Here is a 25,311-nt window from a genome sequence, read left to right on the forward strand (position 1 = left end):
ATTAAGCTATTGAATATATAGAAAATATATCTGCTCGCGAATGTTTTTTTTGCGTAAGTTTTAATGTTAACCCTATGATTTTATGTACATAAATAAAAAGGGATCTACATATGTAGATCCCTAATAAAGTATCAGCCCATGCATGTCATGGCTTTTTTGTGCTTCTAGAGTCGCATCTTGATGTGAGTTAGGTATATAATACCCGCCACAAAATAAGGACAAAAGTCCGCTTTTTAGAAAACAATTTAACTGAGGTGTATTTATGACTGTTGGCATTATTATGGGTTCCAAATCAGACTGGCCAACGATGGAACATGCGGCGTTAATGCTAGAAAAATTCGGCATTGAATACGAAACTAAAGTTGTTTCTGCTCACCGTACCCCTCAATTACTTGCTGACTATGCAAGCTCAGCTGCAGATCGCGGCATTAAAATTATTATCGCCGGTGCCGGTGGTGCTGCGCACTTACCAGGTATGGCTGCAGCGTTTACATCACTGCCAGTTTTAGGCGTACCAGTTAAATCTAAAACACTTAATGGTGTTGATTCATTATTATCTATCTGCCAAATGCCTAAAGGCGTTGCGGTAGGTACATTGGCTATCGGTGAAGCGGGCGCTGCAAATGCTGGCCTTTTAGCTGCACAAATTTTAGGTTGCCAACAGCCTGAAATCTTCGCAAAAGTTGAAGCTTTCCGTAAAGAACAAACAGACACTATCTTAGCTAACCCTAATCCTGCAGAGTAATATGAATATTCTAATTTTAGGTGCAGGTCAGTTAGCTCGTATGATGAGCTTAGCAGGTGCACCGCTTGATTTAAATGTTGTTGCCTACGATGTGGGTAGTGAAAAAATCATTCACCCATTAACCGGTGAAGTTCATAACAGTACATTACAACAAGCTATTGATAGCGCAGACGCGATTACAGCAGAGTTTGAACACATTCAAGATGATGTACTTACATTATGCTGTCAAAGCAATAAGTTTTATCCGGGTAAAGCAGCGATTAAAACAGGTGGCGACCGCGCACTTGAAAAAGCATTACTTGATAAAACAAATGTTGAATGTGCCCCTTACCAGCTAATTACAGAAAAAGCGCACCTTATTGCTGCTGTAGAGCGCTTAGGCAAGCCGCTTGTGATCAAAACTTGCCAAGCGGGTTACGATGGTAAAGGCCAATGGCGCTTAAAATCTGATGATCAAATTGACCAAATTTGGTCAGAAATGGCAGATTTCATTGCATCAGGTACCGAAACTGCGCCGCATTCTATTATCGCTGAAAAGATGATCCCATTTGACCGTGAAGTATCTATCATTGGTGCACGCGACAAAGCGGGTAACACAGTTATTTATCCATTGACTGAAAACCAACACACTAATGGTGTGCTTACGCTTTCAGTTGCCGGTAAAGAAAAAGCAGCAATTCAAGAACAAGCAGAGCTTGCATTTAACAAGTTAGCGCAAGAACTTGATTATGTAGGTGTACTAGCAATTGAGTTTTTTGATGTACAAGGTACATTATTAGTAAACGAAATTGCGCCACGCGTTCATAACTCTGGTCACTGGACACAGCAGGGTACACATTGCTCTCAGTTCGAAAACCACATGCGCGCTGTTGCAGGTTTACCATTAGGTAGTACAGAATTACTTCGTCCTACTGCTATGATCAACGTACTAGGTCAGCCTTCAATTCCACACTCAGTACTGGCAACGCAAGACGTTACAAGTCACTGGTATGGTAAAACGGCTAAACCGGGTCGTAAGATGGGTCATATCAATGTATCGGCCGATAACCTTCACCAATTAGGTGAGCGTTTAGCGGCACTGGCTGAAATTTTGCCAGAGCAAGACTACCCAGGTGTAGCTGATACCAGCACCCAACTTATTTTAAACTAATCAGTTTAAATTATTAAAAGCCGAGTTTATCTCGGCTTTTTAATCGCTATTATTTATCCACAAACTTCGCTAATTTTGTACCTCTTGTCTCAAAGCACTTGCGTCAGGGTCATCTTGCTATAGACTAATATTTTTATATTAATATTAGTTCGTTATGTTACATCCTCGATTTAGAACAGTCGTATTTGCGTTTTTTATGGCGCTGTTTATGTCTGGATTTATGTCTTTAGTGATCAGCATTTTTAACGTTGGTTTAATCGATAACATTGCAACCATTTGGCTAAAAGCATGGGCTTTTGCGTTTTGTGTGGCATTTCCTACTGTTATTTTTGTTGCACCTGTGGTGCATAAGTTGACCAATAAACTTATCAGAGCACCGTTGTGATTGCCGAACGCCCTAAGCAGTTTCTATTTATTGCGCTATTTTTAGTATCAGCTTTGCCATTTGTTGGCTCTGCTACGGCACTTGTAGTCGGTGCTTTATTTGCCATGATATTGGGTAATCCATTTGCAGTGCAGTCACAAAAAATGAGTAAATGGATGCTAAAGTTGGCGGTGATTGGTTTAGGCTTTGCTGTTGATTTTAATCAAGTAATAGAAGTAGGGCGTAGCTCTATTGTGCTTACCATAGTCAGTATTACCGCGATTATTGGCCTTGGTGAAATTTTATCTCAGTTATTTAAGTTAAATAAAAACACCGGTGTACTTATTTCATTTGGTACCGCAATTTGTGGTGGTAGCGCCATTGCAGCAATGGCGCCGGTTATAAAAGCCAAAGATCACGAAGTAGCCATATCACTCGCTGTGGTGTTTTTATTAAACGCCCTTGGCTTAGTGTTATTCCCAATGATTGGTCATTACTTTGGTCTGACTGAGCAGCAATTTGGTGTTTGGGCGGCACTTGCGATTCACGATACCAGTAGTGTAGTGGGGGCTTCCGCTGCTTATGGCGCATCAGCACTTGCTATTGCCACAACCATTAAACTAACTAGAGCGATGTGGATCATCCCTTATACAAGCATCGCGGGCGTTTTTTGGAAATCAGACGAAAAAGCAAGTATCCCATTGTTTATATTTGGCTTTTTAGCGGCAGCACTGATTAATTCAAGCTTTCCTGAGTATCAAACATTTTGGCATGCTCTCAATGTTGGCGCTAAACAAGTGTTAGTAATGACCTTATTTTTGATTGGTAGTGGTTTATCTATTTCAGTCTTAAAACAAGCGGGCATTAAACCTTTTATCATGGCGATGATCTTATGGATCATTGTCAGCAGTATTATTTTACTACTTATAGTAGACGGATTTATTTCATGAAAAACGCTTTATTAACTTCTTCAATAGCACTGGCCATGGGCCTCTTTGCTAACAATGTATCGGCTGCTGATTTACGTGTAGCGACCTTTAACGTGAGTATGGATGCAACCAACTATGCTAAAAAAGGCGAAGCAATAGATAAAGACGCTTTAAGCAAAGCATTAGCGAGTAACCACCAGCAAATTCGCAACATTGCCGAAATTATTCAGCGCGTAAGACCAGATGTTATTTTACTCAATGAGTTTGATTATATTGATGCCGACAAAGGCATTAACGTATTTCGTAAAAACTACCTGCAAGTATCGCAAAATAAGCAAGTTGCCATCGATTATCCTTATTACTTTATTGCACCTGTTAACACTGGTTTACCTACTGAGTTTGACCTAGACAACGATGGTGTAAAGGGGCATTACAAAGGCGACGCACACGGCTTTGGCTTCTTTGAGGGGCATTATGCAATGGCCGTATTGTCGCGCTACCCAATCGATTTAAATAAAGCGCGTACATTACAAACATTCAAATACAAAGATATGCCAAATGCACAAATGCCTATAGACCCTAAAACAGGTAAAGACTGGTATTCTGCTGAGGAATGGCAAGCAATTCACCTAAGCTCTAAATCATTTTGGGATTTACCAATTGATGTAAAAGGTAAAACGGTTCATTTGCTTGCTTCGCACCCAACGCCGCCAGTTTTTGATGGTGACGAAGACCGCAACGGTAAGCGTAACCACGATGAAGTACGCTTAATTGCGGATTACATCAACAATGCTAACTACATTTACGATGATAAAGGTCAAAAAGGTGGCTTAAAAGCGAAAAGCCGTTTTGTTATTGTTGGTGACTTAAACGCTGCGCCAGAAGGGGGTAAAGCACGCCCGAATACCACTGACCAAATTTTAAAAAATCCATTAGTGAATACCTCTTTTACGCCAACAAGCAAAGGAGCAAAAGAATCGTATAAAGAAGATTACGCTAAAAACTATACTGCTTATTGGCAAGCTCGTGCTGATTACGTTTTACCATCAAATTATGGTATTGAGATAAACGATGGTGGGGTTTTTTGGCCACAGAAAAACTCTGAACTGTTCCGTTTAATTAAAGATCGTAACGCATCATCTGATCACCGTATGGTATGGCTTGATATCAGCTTAAAATAAGCTGTTATTAAACGGAAAACTTTGGCTGTTTATCCTATAAAAATTGCTATTTCATCAGTGCTTCTGCTTAAATAGGGCGAATTATAATAACCCGTAAGAAGCACTATGAAATTCAAAACCACTGCTAATAAAACGTTAGTGGCTCTCGCAGTCGCATCTAGCTTCATGCTAGCAGGTTGTCAATCAACCGCCTCAACGCCTTCTGAAGAACAAGTTACTAATGTAGCCCCAGTTGTTGTCACTCCTGCTGATACAGGTTCAGCTGAAATCACGTTAGAGCAAGCTATGGCTCACCCTGATTGGTTAGGCCGTCAGCCTGAGCGTGCTTTCTGGAACGGTGATTCTAACAGCATCGTTTATGCACAAAAGCAACAAGGCAATGAGTTACGCGATTTATACGTTCAAGCGGTAAATAGCCAATCTGCATCACAATTAGCGTTAAACAAATTACACACTGTAGGCGCTAAAAATGCCGTTTACTCAGCAGATAAAAAACAACAGGCTTATGCATTTGAAGGTAATATCTTCGTTAAAAACTTAAGCACTGGTCAAATTACACAAATTACTCACGACAGCGCACAGCAATCAAAACCACAGTTTTTAACTGATGGTAGCCTTGCATATCGCCAAGGTAATGCATTTTATAAAGTTGATTTAGCAACGGGTCGTCAAGTTGAATTAGTTAACTTACACCTAGATGATGCACCTAAAGGTGTACAAGAGCCAGACACTTACATCGCAAAAGAGCAGCACAAACTAATTGATTACATTGCGCTGACTCACAAAAACAAAAAAGATCGTGAAGAGCGTAAAGCACAAATCAACGAGCAAAACGACAGCATTGCTAATGCACAGTTTTATTTAGGTAAAGGTAAGCGTTTAGCCGATGTACAGCTTTCACCAAATGGCCAAGCACTTGTTGCAGTAACCACAGAAAGCCGTTCATGGCGTGATGAAGGCGATATCATGCCAAATTACATTGCTGATGACGCGCGCGTAAAAGCAGAAAAAGTACGCCGTCGTGTTGCTGATGAAAAACCAATCAGCTCAGACGTTGTTTACATCGACCTTAAATCAGGCGAGCAAACAACCCTTGCATTCGATACCTTACCAGGTTTTGATGAAGACGTACTTGCTGCTGTTAAGAAAGAAAATTACGCCCGTGATGGCAAAACTTATAAGTCTGAAAAAGCACCACGTGCCATCAACTTAATGATGGATTGGGGTTGGGACCAAAGTGCAATCCAATGGAACACAGATGGTTCACAAGTGGCTCTTATGCTTGAAGCATGGGATAACAAAGACCGTTGGTTAGCCACTGTTGATACACAAAACAATAAACTTGTTTCACAGCACCGTCTGCATGACGATGCATGGGTTAACTATGCATACAACGATTTTGGTTGGTTGAACAACTCAGACACACTTTACTATTTATCTGAAGAGTCTGGTTACAGCCACATTTATAAAAAGCCACTTAATGGTAAAGCAACGCAGCTAACTAAAGGCCAATTTGTTGTTTCTAACTTAACGTTAACATCTGATAACTCAGCGATTTACTACAAAGCGAACGTTGAGCACCCAGGTCTTTACGAAATCTATCGTGTAAACCCTGCAAACGGTGAATCTGAGCAAGTTACCAACCTTGATGGTATGACTGATTATCAGTTAAGCCCAGATGAAAGCAAACTATTGCTAACTCACTCAAAAATTATGTCGCCGCCTGAGCTTTATGTTGCTGATGCAAAAGCAAATACTAAAGCAACGCAGTTAACGCACACGGTTTCAGATGAGTTTTTAGCAAAGAAACTGATCGCACCTAAGATTGTTGCTGTGCCTTCAAGCCACACTGATCAGCCAATTTACGCAAAAGTATATTACCCAGCTGATTATAAAGAAGGCGAAACAGGTAAAAACCGTAAAGCGGTTATCTTTAACCACGGTGCTGGTTACCTACAAAACTCACACATGGGTTGGTCTGGTTACTTCCGCGAGTTTATGTTCCACTCACTACTGGCTTCAGAAGGCTACGTAGTAATGGACATGGACTACCGTGCATCAAAAGGTTACGGCCGTGATTGGCGTACAGCCATTTATCGTCAAATGGGTACACCTGAAATCCAAGATTTAGCAGACGGCGTAAGTTGGATGGCAGACAACGCAAACGTTGATATCCAAGCTGTAGGCACCTATGGTGGCTCTTACGGTGGTTTCATGACGTTTATGGCGCTATTCACACAACCTGATTTATTCAAAGCAGGTGCTGCACTTCGTCCGGTAACTGATTGGGCTCACTACAATGGCCCTTATACGTCGAACATCTTAAATCACCCGGATGTTGACCCGATTGCCTATGAAAAGAGCTCACCAATTTACTTTGCTGAAGGTCTTAAGAGTCGTTTATTAATTAACGCGCCTATGGTTGATGACAACGTATTCTTCCAAGATTCAGTTCGCTTAGTACAGCGCTTAATTGAACTTGAAAAAGAAAACTTTGAAACAGCTATCTTCCCAGTTGAGCCACATGGTTTTGTACAACCATCAAGCTGGTTAGATGAATATCGTCGTATTCATAAGCTATTTAAAGAAACGCTTTAATCAATAGCGTAAATGAAAAACAGCCACTTAAAGTGGCTGTTTTTGTTTGTAATAGAATTTATCTCTATAGGGTTATTTGCAGTAAAATTCACTCACATCAAGTACTGTCTTGCCTTCCTCTAAGTCGTTTTCAAAAATTAAATTATCACCCTCTAAACTCATTTTATAGTCTCTCATCCATGATATATTGGCTATTAACTCCAATTCATAGCGGTTAAAAGAAGCAGGGCACTTTAAATACACATAATGGTGAGCAGTTCCAAAAGCACCTGGGTCAGCTGTATAAACATAAAAAGTACGGTTATTAAATGTTTGCTCATGATAAATGTAATCTTTATTTGAACCGAAAGATGCATCCAAAAAAACAACTAACCCCGCAGCAAGGAACATTAAGCAAGCATACAAAAAGCTAATAATAATTAGTGTGTTGGCAATTATTCTATTTTTAAAAAGCGATCTAACTTCTTGGTATTTCATTAGCAATAATGTGAAGCCCAAAATAGATGAGCCAAGTATAATTACATTCGTTACCTGAGAAACATCACTCATATACTTTGGTGATACAAAATTTAAATTAATACATGATCTTAAAATGCCAAGCAGCAATGGGCCGTAAAGGCAAACTAGGATGAAGCCTAGATAAAGGCGGCCTTTATTTTCTTTCATTTAAAATTCCTTTTTCAAGTTAACAAAGAGCAGTTGTAAAGAGCGAGTAAGGTTACTCGCGAGCTCTTATTATTTTTATAAAGACAGGCAAAGCGAGTAGAGTGCCACCAACTGCTCCGATAAAGTGGGCGTCAATGGCAACATTAGAGGCGATTAGCTGACTCACCGACTCACTCGGGCCTGCAATTTGCTCCCAAATCACTTTAGCCCAAGTACCAGCAAACAATAACCAGCCTGAAAACATGCCTGCTTGTACATCTTTTACTGCTCCCCAAATAATCACACCATGCAGTAGGGCACTTAATCCGGTGTAAATATGGATATCTGGGCAAAATAGCCACACACCTAATCCACACCATAATGCAAGAATGGCAATATTAAACGCATAACGAGGCGGGCTTGTATGCTCAGCGTGCAGAGCCCAAATTAATAAAATTCCGGCACAATTTAAGCCTAAATGAGGCCAATTAGCGTGTACGAATTGACTGGTGAAAATACGCCAAAACTCACCATTTGCAACTAACTCACGGTTAAATTCAAGATATTCATTTAAGTTGAATAGTGCAAACAAGGAACTAAGTAGTACTAAACACAAAGGAGGCAGAATATATTCTAGTTTCAGGGGCAGGTTTATCATGTTATTTTTGTTGTATCTGAGATTGTCGCCTATTGTGCACGTTTAATTTTAAGATGCCAAATACACTACGGGATTAAGTTTATTTATGTTATTCAAAACCAAAGCGCTATTAGCTCTATCCACCTCATTAATTTATTCAACCGCTATTTTCGCGACTCCTGCAAAAGTTGAAACCCGCGAACCTGAAGCCGCAACGGGCTTTGCTCATAAACAGGTTGTTGAAGGCGATAAATACATGGTCGCTGCAGCAAACCCTTATGCAGTAAAAGCGGGTCAAAAAATGCTTGAATTAGGTGGCTCAGCGGTTGACGCTGCCATTGCAACCCAATTAGTACTGACACTGGTAGAGCCACAATCGTCGGGGATAGGTGGGGGTACATTTATGATGTACTTTAACAACAAAACAAAAAGCCTAACCAGCTTTGATGGCCGCGAAACAGCACCAAGCCATGCTGACGAAACGTTGTTTTTAGATAAACACGGTAAAGCAGTGAAATGGATTGAAGCTGTAGTAGGTGGTCGCTCAGTTGGTGTACCGGGTATTTTAGATGCCTTTGCCACTGCCCATAAGCGTTACGGTAAGTTAGAGTGGCAAACTTTGTTTGGCCCTGCTATTGAATTAGCTGAGCAAGGCTTTGTTGTATCGCCGCGTTTGCATCAATTACTGGTTAAAGAATTAAACCCTGGGGTTACTAAGCTGCCTGTTATTCGTGATTACTTCTTTCCAGATGGCAAAGCATTAGCCGTTGGTACTGTGAAAAAGAACCCTGAACTTGCCGCGCTTTATAAAGATATTGCGAAACAAGGCATTGATGCTTTCTATAAAGGTGATAACGCCAAAGAGCTCGTGCATGCAGTGCAAAACTCAGCAGTTGCACCGGGTACTTTAACGGTTGACGACTTAGCTAATTATAAAAGCAAAGAGCGCGCACCTGTGTGCGTTGATTATCGCCAATACGAAGTGTGCTCAATGGCACCACCAAGTAGTGGTGGTGTAGCTGTGTTACAGATTTTAGCCTTACTTGAACACAAAGACATGGCTAAACTTAAACCAAACTCAGTACAGGCGCTGCATTACTTTACACAAGCATCGCGTTTAGCATTTGCTGATCGTAATGTGTATATGGGCGACCCTGACTTTATGCCAATCCCAACCCAAGGTTTATTAGATAAAAACTACCTTGCAGGTCGTGCAAAGCTTATTTCTGAAAAAGATGCTCACGCAGAAGCTGGCACACCACCAAACTCACTTGCGTACGCACAAGATGATGCTTACGAGCTTCCTTCAACAACGCATGTATCGATTGTTGATAGCCAAGGTAATGCGGTGTCTATGACAAGCTCTATCGAAATGGCGTTTGGCTCAACCGTAATGGTGAACGGGTATATTTTGAACAATCAACTAACAGATTTTGCTTTATCGCCAACCAAAGATGGTAAGCCATTGGCTAATCGTGTTGAAGCAGGTAAACGCCCGCGTAGTTCAATGTCGCCAGTTATGGTGTTTAACAAAGATGGCAGCTTACGCTTAGTGGTTGGTTCACCGGGTGGTAGCCGTATTATTGATTACGTTGCTCAAGTGGTTGTAGGTGTACTTGATTGGAATCTTGATGCGCAAACAGCGATTAACTTGCCACGTATTACTAATCGTAATAATTATACAAGCCTTGAAAAGGGCACTGAACTTGCTGAGGCAGAAGCTGATTTTGTTAACCGCGGACACACAGTTCGTATCCTAGATTTAAACTCTGGTTTACATGCTGTTGAAGTTAAAGACGGTAAACTCTACGGTGCTGCCGATCCGCGCCGCGAAGGCATCGCTTTAAGTGATAAAAGCCACTAAAAACAAGCTCAGCAGCCTTAAAGCTGCTGAGTTTTCATGTATACTACCTGCTATGCTATTTAGAGCATAAAATTCATTTTCTTCAATGGTCTGACAAGGTGAATTGTCATTGCAATTTCACCTTCAAGAGTAATAATGTCAGGTCATAATTATGACGCATCAAAGCTTGGAAATATGACTACAAATACCGATCCGAATTATCTTTATATTCCTTACTCAGGCCCAGGTCTGATCGAAACGCCACTATTAAATAAAGGCAGTGCATTTTCACAAAAAGAAAGGGAAAGTTTCAACTTAGCCGGTTTACTGCCACCGCGTTATGAAACGATTGAAGAGCAAGTTGAGCGTTGTTACCAACAGTATTCAAGCTTTAATGATAATTTAAACAAGCACATTTACCTTCGTGCAATTCAAGATAACAACGAAACACTTTACTACCGTTTAGTGCGTGATCATCTTGAAGAAATGATGCCAATTATCTATACACCGACAGTAGGTGATGCCTGTGAAAAATTCTCAGACATTTACCGCAGTGCCCGTGGTCTATTTATTTCTTACGAAGATCGTTTCCAAATTGATGATATTTTACGTAACGCGACTAAAGGCAAAGTAAAAGTTATCGTTGTAACAGACGGTGAGCGTATTCTTGGTTTAGGTGACCAAGGTATTGGTGGTATGGGTATTCCAATCGGTAAATTATCACTTTACACAGCATGTGGTGGTATTAGCCCTGCTTATACATTACCAGTGATGATTGATGTTGGTACTAACAACGAAAAACTACTTAACGACCCTATGTACATGGGTGCGCGTCATAAGCGTATTTCACAAGAAGAGTACGACGAATTCTTAGATCTATTCATTAAAGCGGTGAAACGTCGTTGGCCAAGTGTGTTACTTCAGTTCGAAGACTTTGCACAACCAAATGCTATGCCATTACTTAAACGCTACCGCGATGAAATCTGTAGTTTTAACGATGACATTCAAGGTACTGCTGCGGTTACTGTAGGTTCATTATTGGCTGCATGTCGCGTTAAAGGTGCGAAGCTTTCTGAGCAAAAAGTGGTGTTTGTTGGTGCAGGCTCTGCGGGTTGTGGTATTGCTGAGCAAATTATCAGTACCATGGTTGCTGAAGGCATTAGCGATGAGCAAGCGCGTTCTCAAATCTTTATGGTTGACCGTTTTGGTCTACTTACTGATGGTATGGAAGGCTTACGTGATTTCCAACAAGCACTTTGCCAATCTAAAGACAATCTTGCTGAATGGACATACAGCGGAGAGTACGCATCACTATTAGATGTTATGCATTGTGCTCAACCAGACATCTTAATTGGTGTATCTGGTCAACCTGGTTTATTCACTGAACAAGTTATTCGTGCAATGCATGCATCTTGCCCACAACCGATTATCTTCCCGCTAAGTAATCCGTCTAAGCAAGTTGAAGCACTTCCTTCAGATGTTATCGAATGGACAGACGGTCAAGCGATTGTTGCCTCTGGTAGCCCATTTGATCCGGTTGAGTATAACGGTCAAACTTTCCCAATCCCACAATGTAACAACAGCTACATTTTCCCGGGTATTGGTTTAGGCGTTATCGCTGCTAAAGCAACACGCATCACTGATGCAATGCTGATTGTATCAAGTGAAACGCTGGCTGAGTCTTCACCTAGAGCTAACACAGGTAAGGGCAGCTTATTACCAGCACTGACGGAAATCCAAGCGCTTAGTAAACGTATTGCATTTGCAGTAGCGAAAAAAGCGATGGAAGAAGGTGTGGCACTAGAGCTGAGCGATGAAGCGCTATGGGCAGCAATCGAGAAAAACTACTGGCTTCCAGAATACCGTAATTACAAGCGTCGTAGTATCTAAGCTATAACGTGTTGAGTAATTAAAAAAACAGGCTTTAAAAGCCTGTTTTTTTATATCTGGATAATAGAGTCTTGTTCAGATTCAATTAACCCTTTAAGGTGATAATGAACGGAGTTTTTAATTAAGGAACAGTATTATGCGTAAGTTAGTTTTTACCGCTATGGCCGCCGCGCTAAGTTTTAATGTGTTAGCAGAAGCAACACCAGATGCGCCGCATATTTATATTCAAGGTAACGCAACTGTTAAGGCAATTCCTGATAACGTCAAACTGACGGTAGGTATTGTTGAAGTAGATAAAGATTTAATTGCCGCGAAAAACAAAGCGGATGCAACCATGGCGAAAGCAATTAAGCTTGCAAAAAGCCAAGGCGTAGAAGAAAAAGGCATTTATGCCTCTAATATCTCAATTCATCGCCAAACAGAATACAACCGTGAAACAGGCAAGCAGGACTTTGTAGGTTATAGAGTAACGCGTAGTCTTTCGGTTACTTTAACGGATATTAAAAAGTACCCAATAATGCTTCAGCAACTAGTGAATTCGGGTATCAATGAAATCAACCAAACGCAATTTGTATCAAGCCGCTATGAAGAGCTACAAAAGCAAGCGCAAAAGTTAGCCATTAAAGATGCGCGTGCTGCTGCTAAAGAGTTTGCTGATGATTATGGGGTTGAACTTAAAGGCCTTTATACGGCTTCAAGCAGCCCACTCGATACAGGTAGCCAACCTTATATGCGTGCCAGCAAAATGGTTATGGCCGAAGCTGCACCAGATAACTATGTACCTGATGCATACAACGGTGGTGAGCTTACGATTACCGCAAGCAGCTATGCGGTATATCTAATCGAAAACTAAGTTAAATTATTGATTGCTGGTAAACTTTGCCAGCAATTTTTCACCTTGTTGCTCTGAAATACGAGCAATCGCTTTTAGCATATTAGTAATTTGCTCACGGTCGTACTCATTACTAATATGCGTATCGATATCTTCAATAATCGCCCCTAAGTAAACAAACAAACTGTTTGTCGCTTTTTCGTTATCAGATGCTCTAAACAATATGTTTTTAAAGGCCTCTAACACATTCACCATTACATAGGCGTCATTTTTCGCATAGTTACGAATTGGCGTGAAGTTATCGTGCAGCAGCTCATCGAATGATGTTTCGTGTATAAACAAGTGCGGTTGATTGTTCTCGCATCGTTTAAGTGAATAGTTCACATCGTAAATATCTAATCGCAAGATCAGTAAGATACTTAACATATCAATGGCTTTTACCGCAGTACCAGGATCGTTAATACCCGGGCTCATTGCTTTAACAGCGATTTCTGAAATTTGCGTCATACCGTAGCGGTAATGATCTCTAATGTACTCTTCAATGTAAAAGATAAAGCAACTAAGTAGTTGCTCTACAAGCTCTGGTTTGTCCGATAAATCAGTATCACACTTCAAAAATGGGTAACCTTTAACCGTAAAGAAGCCTTGTTTAACCGAAATATAAATCTTTATGCCGTGCTCTTGGCACAGAGCACACAATTTATCGGTGTGAGTTCCTTTAAAGTAGCCTTCGGTTTTACTTTTAATACTATGCCAATCATCAAACTCAGGAAAATCCTCGACAGGGTTTTCATGTTGCATTTCAATTATGCATTTAAGCTCGCCCTTGGTATTTTTAAACAGGTCATTGAGTACATTATCGACCTGAATTGCTTTTGAAATTGAGTGAATAAAATACACAAAAAAGCCCAGCGAAATTAACCCAAACACCAATGAAAAGAAGATCCCGAGCGATGGGATACCCATATCGCCATCACCAATGGTACGTATGTTTATCAGCATTAATATGGTGTAGATAATACTTCCAAGATAAAAGCCCAGTACTAATTGGTGCGACTTACGGGTAATAAGCCCCGGTAATACACGCGGTGAAAGGCTGGCACTGGCGCTATTAAGCACCACCATAACCATAGAAAAACTAAAAACGGTTAATGAGATAATACTGCCTGCAAGGGTACTGAGGATGGTTCGGGCATTCTCTTCGCTATCGACCAATAACACACCAATCAACTTTTTAAATTCCATTGATAATGATGAATACTCGACCGCTGTGGTAATTAATCCAAATACTAAAAACACCACAGAGAGCATTGATGGGTAAAATCCGATACTACTGATCATTTCGCGGTAGTTATCGGCGATTTTTCTTGGCGTAAACATGCACTTCCTTAAGAACTGTTAGACATTAAATATCATACTAAGCTAACCTAACTACTTACTTAACAGCCTAGCAATAAACAGTGCTAAGCGTCTAACTTTAAATAAAAATTGGAAAAACTGTGATTGTTTCAACGTTTGCTGCCATTTTGGCGATTTTATACATTCAACTTAGCTTTCGTGTCATTAAACTGCGTAAAGCAAAGCGTATCTCACTTGGCGATGGCGGTGATGCTAGCCTACAAGCGGCTATTCGAACCCATGCAAATTTTATTGAATATGTGCCATTTTCGCTGATTCTGCTATTTTTATTAGAGTACCAAGGTCTTCCAAGCCATTTTTGCTATATTTTAGGGGCAATGCTGGTTGCTGGCCGTTTTTGTCATAGTTATGCACTCGCTGATAATCTGATGAAATTACGTGTATTAGGGATGATGCTAACTTTCTTAACAATTTTAATCAGCGCAGTGATGTTATTAGTTACACAGGTATTCTAATATGCTGAAGATTGTTTTTACTTTACTACTTTTGATATTTTCGGTTTCAGGCGTAGCTGAAGTAAAAACAATCAATGGCAAAAAAGAAGCAGCAATCCCCCCAGCAACACTCAATATTATTTACCCTAAAACCATGCCAAGCCTCATCGAGGAAAACTATTACCCATTGCTTGTACTTCAAACGGCATTAAAAAGAAGTGGTTATAAATTCACACTTACACCGGCGGCAGAAGTGTTAGGGCAAAATCGTGTTTTAAAAGAAATTGAAAAAGGCACCATTGATGTTACCTGGACCATGACAGATAAAGAACGAGAAGAACGTTTATTACCAATACGCGTGCCGCTTTTCAAAGGCTTGTTTGGTTGGCGCATGATGTTTATCAATGAGCAAAATCTAGCGCATTTGAGCCAGCTAAAAACCTTAGACGATTTAAAACATATCTACTTTTTACAAGGGCAAGATTGGCCTGATACCAAAATATTGCGTGATAACGGCTTGGTTGTTTCTACCTCGTTAGATTTAGAGTTTCTGTTTGTCATGCTCGATAGAGGTCGCGGCGATTTATTTCCTCGTTCTATCCTCGAAATCAAAGACGAATATGCAGTTTTCAAAAACCAGATGCCGCTGGCTGTACTGCCTCAGTTAATGCTTAAATATAAAAGCCCAATTTATTTTTTCTTTAATAAGAACGACCCTGAAATAGCAAAAGCAGTAAATAAGGGCTTAAAAATCATGCGTGAGACGGGGGAGTTTGATGAGCTTTTTTATCAGTACAATGGCGAAATCATTAAAAACGCCCACCTACACGACAAAATTGTTATAGAATTGCGCAATTATGATTTACCAAGGTTAACCCCAGTCAACGACAAATCGCTGTGGTTATCATTTGATAAGGTGCCATGAGCTCTAAAATTTTTATAATCGGTTTACCACGAACCGGCACAACCAGTATCTGTAACAGCTTTTTACAACTCGGATATAAAACCGCCCACACAGCCTATACCCAACAAGCAATTACAACTGCAGACGTTATTGCCGATACCCCGGTATTTAGTGAATACGCCTTACTTGATAAGCACTTTGCAAATAGCCGCTTTATCAACCTTGAGCGCGATTTACCTAAGTGGCTACCATCGATTAGGCAATTATTAGCACGTATGCATACTAATTTAATGCGCCCAGATGGTGGCTTTAATAGCCATTTAAAACGCTGTTATCTAGATGTATTTGGCCATTATAGCTTGGCAGAGATAGAATCTGATGAATATCTAACAGCGTGTTATCAGCGTCACCAACAGCAAGTGAAAGATTACTTTAAAGGCCGTGAAGAGCAGCTATTAACTCTTGATGTAGCCGATCCAAACAGTCCGCAATTACTTCAACAATTTTTAAACACTCAGCAACCAATTAACTTTAAACAGCTCAATATGGGCGGTAAGGTCACAGCGTGGAATGATATAAAGCATCCAGATAAAGTGTCATCGACGCGAAGTGGTAAAATTGATAAATCTCTTGGTTATAATCACACGTAAAATACGGTAAAATCGCCGCCATTATAAGTTAAGTTGTTCCTTATCATGTTTGAATTGAAATACCACACACCATTTGAATGGACAGAAGGTGTCTTAGCTGACTTCGATACCTTTTTACAAGATCATGCTGCAGCAGAGAAAAAAGCCTCTGGTATGGCTATGTCTATGCTTTCTCATTACCCAGACCGTCGTAAGCTTGTTAGAGCCATGACAGACCTAGCACTGGAAGAAATGATCCACTTTAAGCAAGTTTTAAAGCTATTAATGGAACGTGATGTATCACTTGGTAATGACCAAAAAGATCCTTACATCAAACAAATTCGTGCGGTATTTAGAAATGGCCGTGATGAATTTTTAATGGACCGCTTATTAGTGGCAGGCGTCATTGAAGCTCGCGGACACGAGCGTTTCTCGCTTGTCGCAGAAGCTTTACCAGCAGGTAAAGAAAAAGAGTTTTATGTCGCGATTGCAAAATCAGAAGAAAAACATAAAAACTTATTCGTTGAACTAGCCTACGAGTATTTCGATAAGCAAGAGGTTGATGCACGCCTCGAAGAAATCCTTATCGCAGAAGCAGAAATTTGTAAAAACATTCCATTTACAGCAGCGCTTCACTAGCTGTAGTACTTGTGTATTAGGCCTTTTGGCTTAATACACAAATTAAAGGTTCCGCTCTAAAGCAGTAAATTAGGGACTAAAAACAATAATTAAGTATCTTGAGAATAGTTTCGACAATCCTAATTGATTAAATAAACAGCATACATTCATCTTTCTCTCCTATAGTTAATTTAGTACCTAACTGTGAGGAATAGAGCATGAAATGGATGATGACTCTCACGACGTTGTCGTTAATAGGGATTGTAATTACTGGTAATTCAATTTACACCGAAGTGAAACTTTTCCGCTCCAACGATAAACCTACCGAAATAACCGCCAGTATGTATCGCTCGCTTATTTGGCATAGTGATATTTATAAAGATGATAAGTTTTTAAATACCGCACAAAGCTACTTTAGCGATGGCAAAATTGATACCCGTGAGTACAGTAAACTAACAAGTTTAGCGAGTAAAATTGCTGGCCCAATTATCTATATTCAAGAGACTGATGAGCAATTGTGGCATGCAAGGCTTACCTACAAAAAGTATCTTGAAGAGCAAACCGTCGAACGACTGGCAAGTTTACATTGATAAAAACTGCTTGATCAGCGTATTAAGCTCAACAATGGTGGGCTTACCGCTGAGATAATTGGTATCAAGATGATAAGTATTGCCTAGCCAATAGGGCTGATTGGTTGTGTTATGGCCATGCACCGAAAAATCGATACTTGGGTTTATTAAAGGCTTTTTCGCTTTGGTTAAGCTTCTATCCCAAAGTAAAGCGCCAATCGCTTGTTGTATATCTTCTGTAGGATTTTGCCAATCCCAATCAGCACAGCTGGTATGCGATAAACCAATTTTTAATGTGCCGTATTCAACATAGTAAGAAAGTGGGCATCTAAGTAGCTGCTTACAAGCAAACGCGAGCTCTTCATTGGTTGCTTCTAGATGCCAGCGGCCGCCATTCTCAACCCATAAACGGTAGTAACCTTTATCCTTTGCAAGTAAAGACTCAAGCAACATATGCTCGTGGTTACCAAGGCACATATGAACACCAAGCTCTTGAAAACGCTCAAGTAACGCTATGCTGTGCTCACCACGGTCAATTACATCACCCAATGAAAACAAGATATCTTCGCTGGGGTTGAAATTAACAGAGCAGAGCGCCTGTTCAAATTTAGTTAAATCTGCATCTAAATCGCCAATAACAAATACACGTTTGCTTTGTTCAAGTTGCATCTTAACTTGAATGGGTTTTTGTGAGGCAAGTGGGCTTTTAACTATATTCAAAATACATTCCTTTAAGCAGCGTGTAGCTCAAGACTATCATAACTCGTTGCTATTTGAGCACTGGGTGGTTATTATCTAGCCTCACTTTTTAGGAGTTACCGCCAACATGAACAACTAAACCTGTTATCCAATTTCATTTTTATCTTTTTGGACCAACAGGGTTAGTAGGCGTTGCTCACTATCACTTTTATTATATTAATTCTCGCGTGATCAACGCTTAATACCAATTCGCTTAATTAAGTAGTTTATTTTGTGTATTGGTATCACTGCCCCTGTAATACAGGAGGCACTATGCCACAACTCCAAGCTTTTAATTTATGTTACCAACATGGCAATGGCGATGTTGTGTTTAACGACCTTTCATTTTCACTCACGGAAAAAGTCACCGCATTAGTCGGCAGAAATGGCTGCGGTAAATCTATATTAGCGTCACTACTTGCTAAGCAAAAAGAGCCTATTTCTGGCACGGTTGTTTGCCATTCAACCCTCGGCTTTTATAAGCAAATGAACGATGTAAACCAGGCTGATAACCAAACAATTGCAGAGGCTATTGGGCTAGAGCCTGTGTTTAAATCCCTTGATGCTATAAACCAAGGGCAAGTTACAGAGCAAAACTTAACTTTGCTTGAAGGTAATTGGGACTTAGCAGATCGCTTTAATGCAGAACTTGTAAGGCTTGGTGTAAACAACAAAACCCCTTACTCATTAAGCAAACATTTAAGTGGCGGTCAGCTTAGCCAATTAAAGCTTTGGGCACTATTTAGCTGCATAAAGCCCGATATTTTAATACTGGATGAGCCATCAAACCACCTAGATGCAAAAGGCAAAAGCTGGCTTATAAAGCAAATACACAACTTTAAAGGCCAATTATTACTAATCAGTCACGATCAAGAATTATTAGAACAAGCTCATGAAATATGGGAGCTAACAACGCTTGGTTTAACACAATATGGTATGCATTTCTCTGAATACCAAGCACAAAAACAGCAGCAAGTTGCTGGGCTAGAAAACAAATTAAATCACATTGTTAAGCTGCAAACTAAACTTAAGGTAGCAGAGCAACTCCAGAAGCAAAAAGCACAAAAACGTGCAAGTCAGGGCGCAGCCCTCAGAAAATCAGGCAGCCAACCTAAAGTGTTGATGGATGCTAAAAAAGATAAAGCCAGCGCTAATTTATCATCACAAATCAAAAATACCGCTAAGCGAGAGGGTATGCTCACTCGTAATAAACAAGAGCTTTCTAGCCTGCTTGAACATGCTAAAGCGCAGCAATTTTATTTAGCGCAATCAGATGAAGCTAAGCATCATAAGGTACTTAGCCTGGAGGAGGTTGTAATAGTACACGGCACGCAAAAGCCGTTAAATTTTCAGGTGTTCAGTGATGATAAAATTCATTTAGCGGGTGCTAATGGCACTGGTAAATCAACCTTACTTAAAACTCTGACATACGACATACCAGTAAAAGCAGGCCAGTTACATTGTAATCAAGCACTCTATTATTTAGACCAACATTTTACATTAATAAACAACGAGCTAACCCTGCTTGAAAACGTGATGACTTATTGTAAAAGCCTTAATGAGACCACCACACGTACTCTACTGGCCAGCATTGGTTTTAGAAAAGACACTGTTTTTAAAAAAGCCGCTTTTTTAAGTGGTGGAGAGAAAATGAAGCTCGCCATGTGTATCGTCAGTAATATTGAAAGCACCGCATTTTTGTTACTTGATGAGCCCGATAACCATCTCGACCTTGAATCAAAACAGCTCTTGGCTCATTCATTACAGAGTTTTAAAGGCGGGTTTATACTCGTAAGCCATGATAAATACTTTGTAGAAAGTGTCGGCTGTAATAAGCAAATTGTATTATAAAATAGCCATTTATAAATAAGCGTGCTAGGGTGGTTGTAGGTACATTACAAGGAATGACTATGAATTTTACAGCCGCTTACCGCATTTTTACTGCTTTATTCATGCTGATAGTAACCATTGGTTTAGGCATGACACTGAATGATTTTACTTCGGTGATCTATGTGTTCGTGCCGTTATCATTAATGCTAGTCAGCTCATTTATGCCATTTTTTAAACAGCGAAAACTGCGTTTAATACTGTTTGCAGCCCCAATCGTTATTCTTTACGGCTTTGGCTTTTATCCTTGGCTTACAAATTATCAAGAAGTCGCCGATTCATCATCTACCTCAACCCTCGATTTTATCATCATCCCAGTTTGGGCCACCTTATACGGCGCGGGTTTTGTCGTACTGCATGAAATTGGGCTAGGTGTTGCTAGGGCGTTTGATTGGGGAAGGTGAAAGAGTTTTAGCACTAGTTTCTTATGGTTGTACTACTAAGGCTTTGCTTGTAATTTATATTAACGAATATCAGAGTGTTACAAAAACTAGATAGCTTACAATTGGTTATCTAGTTTTTTTATTCCATATTGTCCTTGAGATAAATGTAAGGGAGAAAAAATGGTTCATAAAATTTACGCCAAAAGACAAAAGGAACTAAGAGGTGAAATTTTCGATGTATTTCAGTATGACGTTTTACCAAAGCCACTGAGAATACAAGTAAAATTTTTAATTGATAATGTGTTAGGGAATGAAACAGAATTCAATTTAGATCGAAACGTGAGAAGTATCTATGATTATATTTATAATATATTAAGAGAAGAAATCGGAACTTTCGATTTAAATAATAAAAATGCGTTAAAAGAAAAGATTAATTTAAATAGTTATGAAGAATTAAGATATTTCCTTGTTAACGAAAGAGATACTGAATATGTACTCTCATACATTGAACTTGCATTTGTAATAGCTAAAGAAATAGAGGAAGTAGACAGCTACAAACAAATAAGTCATGACGATAAAATAAAAACTTTAAATGAGAGGTTTAAAGAGAATGGCGTTGGGTTCACCTTTGAAGAAAACCAATTAATAAGAATTGACTCAAAATTGCTACATAAAGAAGTTATCCAGCCTACACTTAAATTATTAAATTCAAGTGGATATGAAGTAATACAAGATTATTACTTAAAGGCATACGACCACTTCAGAACTAAAAAATACAACGAAGCAATAATCGAATGCAATAAAGCATTTGAAAGTACAATGAAGGTAATTTGTAAACAACAATTTTGGGAGTTAAAAGGACATGAAACAGCAAGTAAGTTGATAGATATTTGCCTGAAAAACGAACTAATTCCAAATTATTGGCAAACACAATTATCAAGCTTGAAATCAATGCTAAGCTCTGGAATTCCTAATATAAGAAACAAATACTCCCACGGCGACGATCAACTTAAAGAACAAGCGCCTGAAGAACTTGTAAGTTATATTTTACACTCAACAGGATCAACAATTATATTTTTAATTGAATCACAAAAAAGACTGAAATAGCACTATTTTTATCTTGTAATTCAAAGAGTTAAAACGATTTGAATTACACGTATATATTCAATTAGGAATGTTCTTTCTTAAAATCTTTTCACAAAGATTGCAATTAGGGCAACGAACTATTACAAAGGTTGCTCTTTGTGTTTCTATTTCCTGCCCCGAGTAAGCAGTAAAGTTTGTACTATCATTTGAACAAGTCACTTGGAGTGAATGATAGCCATCGTCTATAATCGTCGCTGGCTGCCCATTATCTTTAACTTCTCCTGAAGTGGCAGTTCTGCGAACTGAAGTTGTTACTTTAAGATATTTCTGCTCATTCATTTTTTATAATCTCTTTATGTAAATATTTATTTAAGCATTAGAAAGAGATAGTTTCTATAGAAAAGATGTAAATTTACTTTTCCCCAAGGGGTAATTAATAGATTATCCTCCCTTGAAATTCTACATTCTGAACATGGGCCAGTAAGCGGCATGTAACCGCGATACATAATTTGGAATAATCTTTCTATCGACTTAGTTGCTTTGATAGCAAGGGTAGGGGATGACCCTCGATGCAAACTCAAAAAACTTACTTTTCATTGTCGTTATGCAAATTGGTGGTGTATTCACCTGTGTTGTGGCAGTGAAAACAGGCATTACTTGGATAAAGCGTGTAATTGAAAAACACGGTGAAGATATTACAAAACTACAGGATAAATTATGATAGCGACATTAGGGAAATACTTAGCAGCTAAATTGCTAACCGAAGCATTAATAAAACGAGTTTGTTTGGCTACCGCTAAGCACTTAGCAAGCAAGTCAGAAAACAAGCTTGATGATGAGTTAGTCAGCGCTTTGACAGGTGTCTTAAAATAAACCAGTATATATCTTGGTCGCGCCTTGCGGCTAAGTTATATTTATTTAAAGGAATTTTTAAATGCCTAGAGGGATTTGTAAGCTTTGCAATAAAGAGAAAGACCTAAGTCTGTCTCATATAATACCACGCTCTTATTATAAGTTCATGAAAGGGGATGCTAGTCAACTCGTTGAAATTATTGAGGGAAATGACGAGCCTTTATGCACGAACGGTGATAAGAAAGAGTACCTTCTATGTGCTAGATGTGAAGATAAACTTAATAGGAAGTACGAAGGGTACGGAACTGTAATTTTAAAAAACAGAAAAAAAATAGTAAAAATCACGGATGATAGACTTCATTTTGAATATGATTATAAAAAACTTTACCTATTTTTTTCTAGTATCATGTGGCGTGTATCGGTTTCTAGTAAATATCCAGGTATAAGCCTTGGGGGCTTTGATAGCATCTTAGCGGATTGTATTTATAACAATACTTTGAATATCAAACACCCAGAAGTTCGAGTTGATAATTTTTTAAAGATATATTTAATTAAACTTACTGATAAATCTAAAACTTATTCAGACGATACACTTCGAAAAATATTATTTGATTTCAGATTTGAAAGAACAAGTGATCAAGGTAACTTTGCATTCTATTGGGTTGTTGGAGGGTTTCTAATTTGTTATCACTTTAATACTAAGCATCAATTTGGCGACTCAACAGGCATTCTATCTACGGAAGGTAAAATGTTAATACCGATAGCAGATATTTCTAATTTTAAATCAATAATTGATTCATTTAATTTAGCTTTCGACATGAAAAGTCGGCCACCTAAATAGTGGCCTTTCTTTATGCTGTTTTCTTATCTCCATACTTCAAAACAATATCCTTTAGAGCAAGTTGAACACTCATTTTGATCAAGTCATTACCAATGATATTTAGCGTCTAGTTAACTTAAACCAAATCGTATAGTTATCAAATTTGATCTTGTAGGGTATCTACATGGCTTTCGTTAAACGAAGCTTGTTGTAGAAATCAATCATAGTTAATGAGCTTAAAGCCATAACGGTTACAGGTAGTGAAAAAAATTGGCTTTATATTTTTGGGAAGCCGTACAAGAAAGGCATTTAAAATCTAGGTTTTTAAAAATTCACCGTTGTGGACTTATTGGAATGAAGTAAGTTTGGTGAAACTTACAAAGTAAAAATGAGAACTTCACAAAAAGCTATAGATTCGTGAAAACCCATATTAAGCAAAAAAGGGGCTAAAAAACCTTAAAATCTAACGACTAATGAACCTGCTTATAAAGATAAACATGTTATTTAACATAATATAAATTATGGGTAGTTACGTATCCGCTTTAGCGGCCCTTGTACTTGGGTGATAGACGCTGTTAATAACAGCAAACCCGCTACACACGCAGCGCTAATCTTTTTTGCAACTTCTTCCCAAGCTGCTTTTTCTTCTTTGGTTTTAGACTTCTCTTTTGCAAGTTCTATCAAAGCAGGCTTAAAGTCGATGCCCATTTGATTGCAAAGATAAATACACTGATTGGCCGTTAAGTGTCTCCGACCTTTCTTGATATCAGTCACATTACCAGTAGAAACATTCATATCGGCACAAACCTGTTTGTCCTGTTTGTAACCTTTGAATTCTCTGTACTTTTCAATAAGTTCGTAGCTAAAAGACATAGTATTTTCTCCTCTTTTTATATTTTAGCACTCAAATATGAGAAATAAATTTTTGACAACACTCTACAGTGAGTGCTAGATTTTAGCCAACACTCATTAAAGAGTGTTTATTTTTGATATTTTGGCACTCTATTTTGAGTGTTTAGGTATGCATTTAATGTCCAATACTGAATAGTATCGGACTTTAACAAGGAATCCGGTTTGAAATTCTATCTCCAATACATAGCTGCCATTGAGGAATACGCGTTAGGTTTCAATAAAATTGAACACCCGCTTATGTATTCGTCACGCGCTGAAGCTATGGCTTTTTGCATAGACTATGCAAGTGGAGAACCTTTCGAAATCATCGATGTTGATGATTCAAACTGGCAAGAACTGTTCGACTCTGGAGCATTTGACTATGAACCAGACTTCTAAACAGTTAACCAAAATCGACTACTTAACCGTTGTTTTTTGCCCTGACGAAATTGCCCGTCTTCGCTTTGACGCCAAAATTGCGTTCGGAAAAGGTGACTTTGCCTCCTACAAAGAAGCCTATAACGCAATGCTTTGTGCTGAATTATTTGACCAACAAGCCACTGATGATTTAGACGTAGAAGTTAACGAATCGGTTGTTTATGACTCTGATTATTACTATGACCAGCTGTTTGAGAACAACCCTCGTTACCGTAGTTATGGCTCAGTTGATGCTATTCCAAGTGAAGAACGGGCGCACTTTTTCAAGAATGTTGTACGCAAGACCAAACGTTATAAAACACTTAACTCATTGATTGAAGGTGATATTACTAAGTTTATGCACCTTCTAAATACTGAAGTTGCTACGGCTGCCGACCGCTTAACATCGGATGATTTAAGCTGGTCTTATCGCCATAACTCAGGCGGCATGTTCACCTATGAAAAGTCAGCAACACTTTACCGTCATGATGTAAATTCGGGCGTTGTTGCTTGGGGTGCGAACAATGGCGGTGTGATGATTTCATTCTCTGGCGCAGGTTGTGCGGGTCTCGATATTCCAAAACTTCACGCCATGCTTAAGAAAATGCCTAACGTAAAAATCACCCGTTTGGACATTGCCTATGATGACTATGACGGCGAAAAATCCGTTTTAAATTACTTCCAAAATCTTGAAGAAGGTGGCTTTTGTAAAACCAACCAAGCGCCCTCTTTCTCATGGATTCAAACTGGCGAACTGCAAAAATTATCTAATGAGCAGCAAGCTCTTTGGAAGAAAAAACACGGATGGCAAAAGCGTTATGACTGTGTAGCCAATGGCGGTAACACCCTT

28 protein-coding genes are annotated in these 25,311 nt (G+C 39.1%); 22 read left to right on the top strand and 6 right to left on the bottom strand.

Going from position 1 to position 25,311, the window contains the following annotated elements; genetic code table 11:
- The first annotated feature begins 262 nt into the window (after window positions 1-262).
- The 6 genes from purE to CWC28_RS18420 all read left to right on the top strand — a co-directional run bounded on the left by purE (window position 263) and on the right by CWC28_RS18420 (window position 6,967).
- Window positions 263-745 carry a 5-(carboxyamino)imidazole ribonucleotide mutase gene (purE, locus tag CWC28_RS18395; RefSeq protein WP_054553887.1) on the top strand — a complete coding sequence of 161 codons (483 nt, stop codon included), beginning with the start codon at window positions 263-265 and terminating at the stop codon, window positions 743-745.
- A 1-nt stretch (window position 746) separates the two neighbouring features.
- Window positions 747-1,895 (top strand): 5-(carboxyamino)imidazole ribonucleotide synthase, encoded by a 1,149-nt coding sequence (locus tag CWC28_RS18400; protein WP_138625576.1) that lies wholly within the window; start codon window positions 747-749, stop codon window positions 1,893-1,895.
- A gap of 154 nt (window positions 1,896-2,049) precedes the next feature.
- Window positions 2,050-2,280 (top strand): DUF2798 domain-containing protein, encoded by a 231-nt coding sequence (locus tag CWC28_RS18405; RefSeq protein ID WP_054561456.1) that lies wholly within the window; start codon window positions 2,050-2,052, stop codon window positions 2,278-2,280.
- The gene (locus CWC28_RS18410) at window positions 2,277-3,209 is read left to right on the top strand and encodes a YeiH family protein (RefSeq protein WP_138625577.1); all 933 of its coding nucleotides are present in this window, start codon (window positions 2,277-2,279) and stop codon (window positions 3,207-3,209) included. The genes CWC28_RS18405 and CWC28_RS18410 overlap by 4 nt, the downstream gene beginning before the upstream one ends.
- Before the next feature lie 35 nt (window positions 3,210-3,244).
- Entirely contained in the window at window positions 3,245-4,369 is a 1,125-nt protein-coding gene (locus CWC28_RS18415; protein WP_502704936.1) for an endonuclease/exonuclease/phosphatase family protein, read from the top strand.
- Window positions 4,370-4,474: 105 nt separating this feature from the next.
- Window positions 4,475-6,967 (top strand): prolyl oligopeptidase family serine peptidase, encoded by a 2,493-nt coding sequence (locus CWC28_RS18420; RefSeq protein ID WP_138625579.1) that lies wholly within the window; start codon window positions 4,475-4,477, stop codon window positions 6,965-6,967.
- Window positions 6,968-7,039: 72 nt separating this feature from the next.
- On the opposite strand, the gene CWC28_RS18425 is transcribed toward CWC28_RS18420, so the two are convergent.
- Window positions 7,040-7,633 carry a hypothetical protein gene (locus tag CWC28_RS18425; protein ID WP_138625580.1) on the bottom strand — a complete coding sequence of 198 codons (594 nt, stop codon included), beginning with the start codon at window positions 7,631-7,633 and terminating at the stop codon, window positions 7,040-7,042.
- 52 nt (window positions 7,634-7,685) lie between these two features.
- Complete coding sequence (rrtA, locus tag CWC28_RS18430) at window positions 7,686-8,270, bottom strand: rhombosortase (RefSeq protein ID WP_105180832.1); 585 nt, start codon at window positions 8,268-8,270, stop codon at window positions 7,686-7,688.
- A gap of 85 nt (window positions 8,271-8,355) precedes the next feature.
- Between rrtA and ggt the strand changes: the two genes are divergently transcribed.
- The 3 genes from ggt (at window position 8,356) to CWC28_RS18445 (ending at window position 12,835) form a co-directional block, all read left to right on the top strand.
- A complete protein-coding gene (gene ggt / locus CWC28_RS18435) occupies window positions 8,356-10,113 on the top strand; it encodes a gamma-glutamyltransferase (RefSeq protein ID WP_138625581.1) in 1,758 nt (585 codons plus the stop codon).
- Between the two features lie 174 nt (window positions 10,114-10,287).
- Window positions 10,288-11,982, top strand: coding sequence for an NAD-dependent malic enzyme (locus CWC28_RS18440; RefSeq protein ID WP_063706158.1), 1,695 nt, complete (start codon window positions 10,288-10,290; stop codon window positions 11,980-11,982).
- A gap of 136 nt (window positions 11,983-12,118) precedes the next feature.
- Window positions 12,119-12,835 carry an SIMPL domain-containing protein gene (locus tag CWC28_RS18445; protein WP_138625582.1) on the top strand — a complete coding sequence of 239 codons (717 nt, stop codon included), beginning with the start codon at window positions 12,119-12,121 and terminating at the stop codon, window positions 12,833-12,835.
- Between the two features lie 6 nt (window positions 12,836-12,841).
- On the opposite strand, the gene CWC28_RS18450 is transcribed toward CWC28_RS18445, so the two are convergent.
- Window positions 12,842-14,194 carry a DUF2254 domain-containing protein gene (locus CWC28_RS18450; protein ID WP_138625583.1) on the bottom strand — a complete coding sequence of 451 codons (1,353 nt, stop codon included), beginning with the start codon at window positions 14,192-14,194 and terminating at the stop codon, window positions 12,842-12,844.
- A 119-nt stretch (window positions 14,195-14,313) separates the two neighbouring features.
- Between CWC28_RS18450 and CWC28_RS18455 the strand changes: the two genes are divergently transcribed.
- From CWC28_RS18455 to CWC28_RS18475, 5 genes are all read left to right on the top strand, one after another.
- Entirely contained in the window at window positions 14,314-14,688 is a 375-nt protein-coding gene (locus CWC28_RS18455) for an MAPEG family protein (RefSeq protein ID WP_063705148.1), read from the top strand.
- A 1-nt stretch (window position 14,689) separates the two neighbouring features.
- Window positions 14,690-15,592 (top strand): substrate-binding periplasmic protein, encoded by a 903-nt coding sequence (locus CWC28_RS18460; RefSeq protein WP_138625584.1) that lies wholly within the window; start codon window positions 14,690-14,692, stop codon window positions 15,590-15,592.
- On the top strand, window positions 15,589-16,221 hold the full coding sequence (locus tag CWC28_RS18465; RefSeq protein WP_063705152.1) for a sulfotransferase: 633 nt from the start codon (window positions 15,589-15,591) through the stop codon (window positions 16,219-16,221). The genes CWC28_RS18460 and CWC28_RS18465 overlap by 4 nt, the downstream gene beginning before the upstream one ends.
- 45 nt (window positions 16,222-16,266) lie before the next feature.
- Window positions 16,267-16,839, top strand: coding sequence for a MiaE family protein (locus CWC28_RS18470; protein WP_063705153.1), 573 nt, complete (start codon window positions 16,267-16,269; stop codon window positions 16,837-16,839).
- Between the two features lie 197 nt (window positions 16,840-17,036).
- Complete coding sequence (locus tag CWC28_RS18475; RefSeq protein ID WP_138625585.1) at window positions 17,037-17,408, top strand: hypothetical protein; 372 nt, start codon at window positions 17,037-17,039, stop codon at window positions 17,406-17,408.
- On the opposite strand, the gene CWC28_RS18480 is transcribed toward CWC28_RS18475, so the two are convergent.
- On the bottom strand, window positions 17,400-18,107 hold the full coding sequence (locus CWC28_RS18480) for a metallophosphoesterase (RefSeq protein ID WP_138625586.1): 708 nt from the start codon (window positions 18,105-18,107) through the stop codon (window positions 17,400-17,402). The genes CWC28_RS18475 and CWC28_RS18480 overlap by 9 nt on opposite strands.
- Before the next feature lie 291 nt (window positions 18,108-18,398).
- Between CWC28_RS18480 and CWC28_RS18485 the strand changes: the two genes are divergently transcribed.
- The 3 genes from CWC28_RS18485 to CWC28_RS18495 all read left to right on the top strand — a co-directional run bounded on the left by CWC28_RS18485 (window position 18,399) and on the right by CWC28_RS18495 (window position 21,502).
- The gene (locus CWC28_RS18485; protein WP_138625587.1) at window positions 18,399-19,976 is read left to right on the top strand and encodes an ATP-binding cassette domain-containing protein; all 1,578 of its coding nucleotides are present in this window, start codon (window positions 18,399-18,401) and stop codon (window positions 19,974-19,976) included.
- Between the two features lie 59 nt (window positions 19,977-20,035).
- Window positions 20,036-20,416, top strand: a complete 381-nt coding sequence (locus CWC28_RS18490; RefSeq protein ID WP_138625588.1) for a hypothetical protein — start codon at window positions 20,036-20,038, stop codon at window positions 20,414-20,416.
- A gap of 159 nt (window positions 20,417-20,575) precedes the next feature.
- On the top strand, window positions 20,576-21,502 hold the full coding sequence (locus CWC28_RS18495; RefSeq protein ID WP_138625589.1) for an abortive infection family protein: 927 nt from the start codon (window positions 20,576-20,578) through the stop codon (window positions 21,500-21,502).
- A 57-nt stretch (window positions 21,503-21,559) separates the two neighbouring features.
- Here CWC28_RS18495 and CWC28_RS18500 read toward each other — a convergent pair whose 3' ends face one another.
- Window positions 21,560-21,820, bottom strand: coding sequence for a hypothetical protein (locus tag CWC28_RS18500; RefSeq protein WP_138625590.1), 261 nt, complete (start codon window positions 21,818-21,820; stop codon window positions 21,560-21,562).
- A 220-nt stretch (window positions 21,821-22,040) separates the two neighbouring features.
- Between CWC28_RS18500 and CWC28_RS21955 the strand changes: the two genes are divergently transcribed.
- The 3 genes from CWC28_RS21955 to CWC28_RS18505 all read left to right on the top strand — a co-directional run bounded on the left by CWC28_RS21955 (window position 22,041) and on the right by CWC28_RS18505 (window position 23,174).
- Window positions 22,041-22,202 carry a hypothetical protein gene (locus CWC28_RS21955; protein WP_171038324.1) on the top strand — a complete coding sequence of 54 codons (162 nt, stop codon included), beginning with the start codon at window positions 22,041-22,043 and terminating at the stop codon, window positions 22,200-22,202.
- Complete coding sequence (locus CWC28_RS21960) at window positions 22,199-22,354, top strand: hypothetical protein (RefSeq protein WP_171038325.1); 156 nt, start codon at window positions 22,199-22,201, stop codon at window positions 22,352-22,354. The genes CWC28_RS21955 and CWC28_RS21960 overlap by 4 nt, the downstream gene beginning before the upstream one ends.
- A gap of 61 nt (window positions 22,355-22,415) precedes the next feature.
- Window positions 22,416-23,174, top strand: coding sequence for a hypothetical protein (locus tag CWC28_RS18505; protein ID WP_138625591.1), 759 nt, complete (start codon window positions 22,416-22,418; stop codon window positions 23,172-23,174).
- Between the two features lie 498 nt (window positions 23,175-23,672).
- Here the strand turns inward: CWC28_RS18505 and CWC28_RS18510 are convergent, their stop codons facing one another.
- Window positions 23,673-24,026 carry a DUF3693 domain-containing protein gene (locus tag CWC28_RS18510; RefSeq protein ID WP_105180526.1) on the bottom strand — a complete coding sequence of 118 codons (354 nt, stop codon included), beginning with the start codon at window positions 24,024-24,026 and terminating at the stop codon, window positions 23,673-23,675.
- A 201-nt stretch (window positions 24,027-24,227) separates the two neighbouring features.
- Here CWC28_RS18510 and CWC28_RS18515 point away from each other — a divergent pair, with 201 nt between their 5' ends.
- The gene (locus CWC28_RS18515) at window positions 24,228-24,443 is read left to right on the top strand and encodes a hypothetical protein (protein ID WP_138625592.1); all 216 of its coding nucleotides are present in this window, start codon (window positions 24,228-24,230) and stop codon (window positions 24,441-24,443) included.
- On the top strand, window positions 24,427-25,311 hold an 885-nt coding region (locus tag CWC28_RS18520), incomplete at its 3' end, for a hypothetical protein (RefSeq protein ID WP_212746801.1). The genes CWC28_RS18515 and CWC28_RS18520, both read left to right, overlap by 17 nt.

The organism is Pseudoalteromonas sp. S4492, from assembly GCF_005886115.1.
Lineage (GTDB): Bacteria > Pseudomonadota > Gammaproteobacteria > Enterobacterales > Alteromonadaceae > Pseudoalteromonas > Pseudoalteromonas gelatinilytica.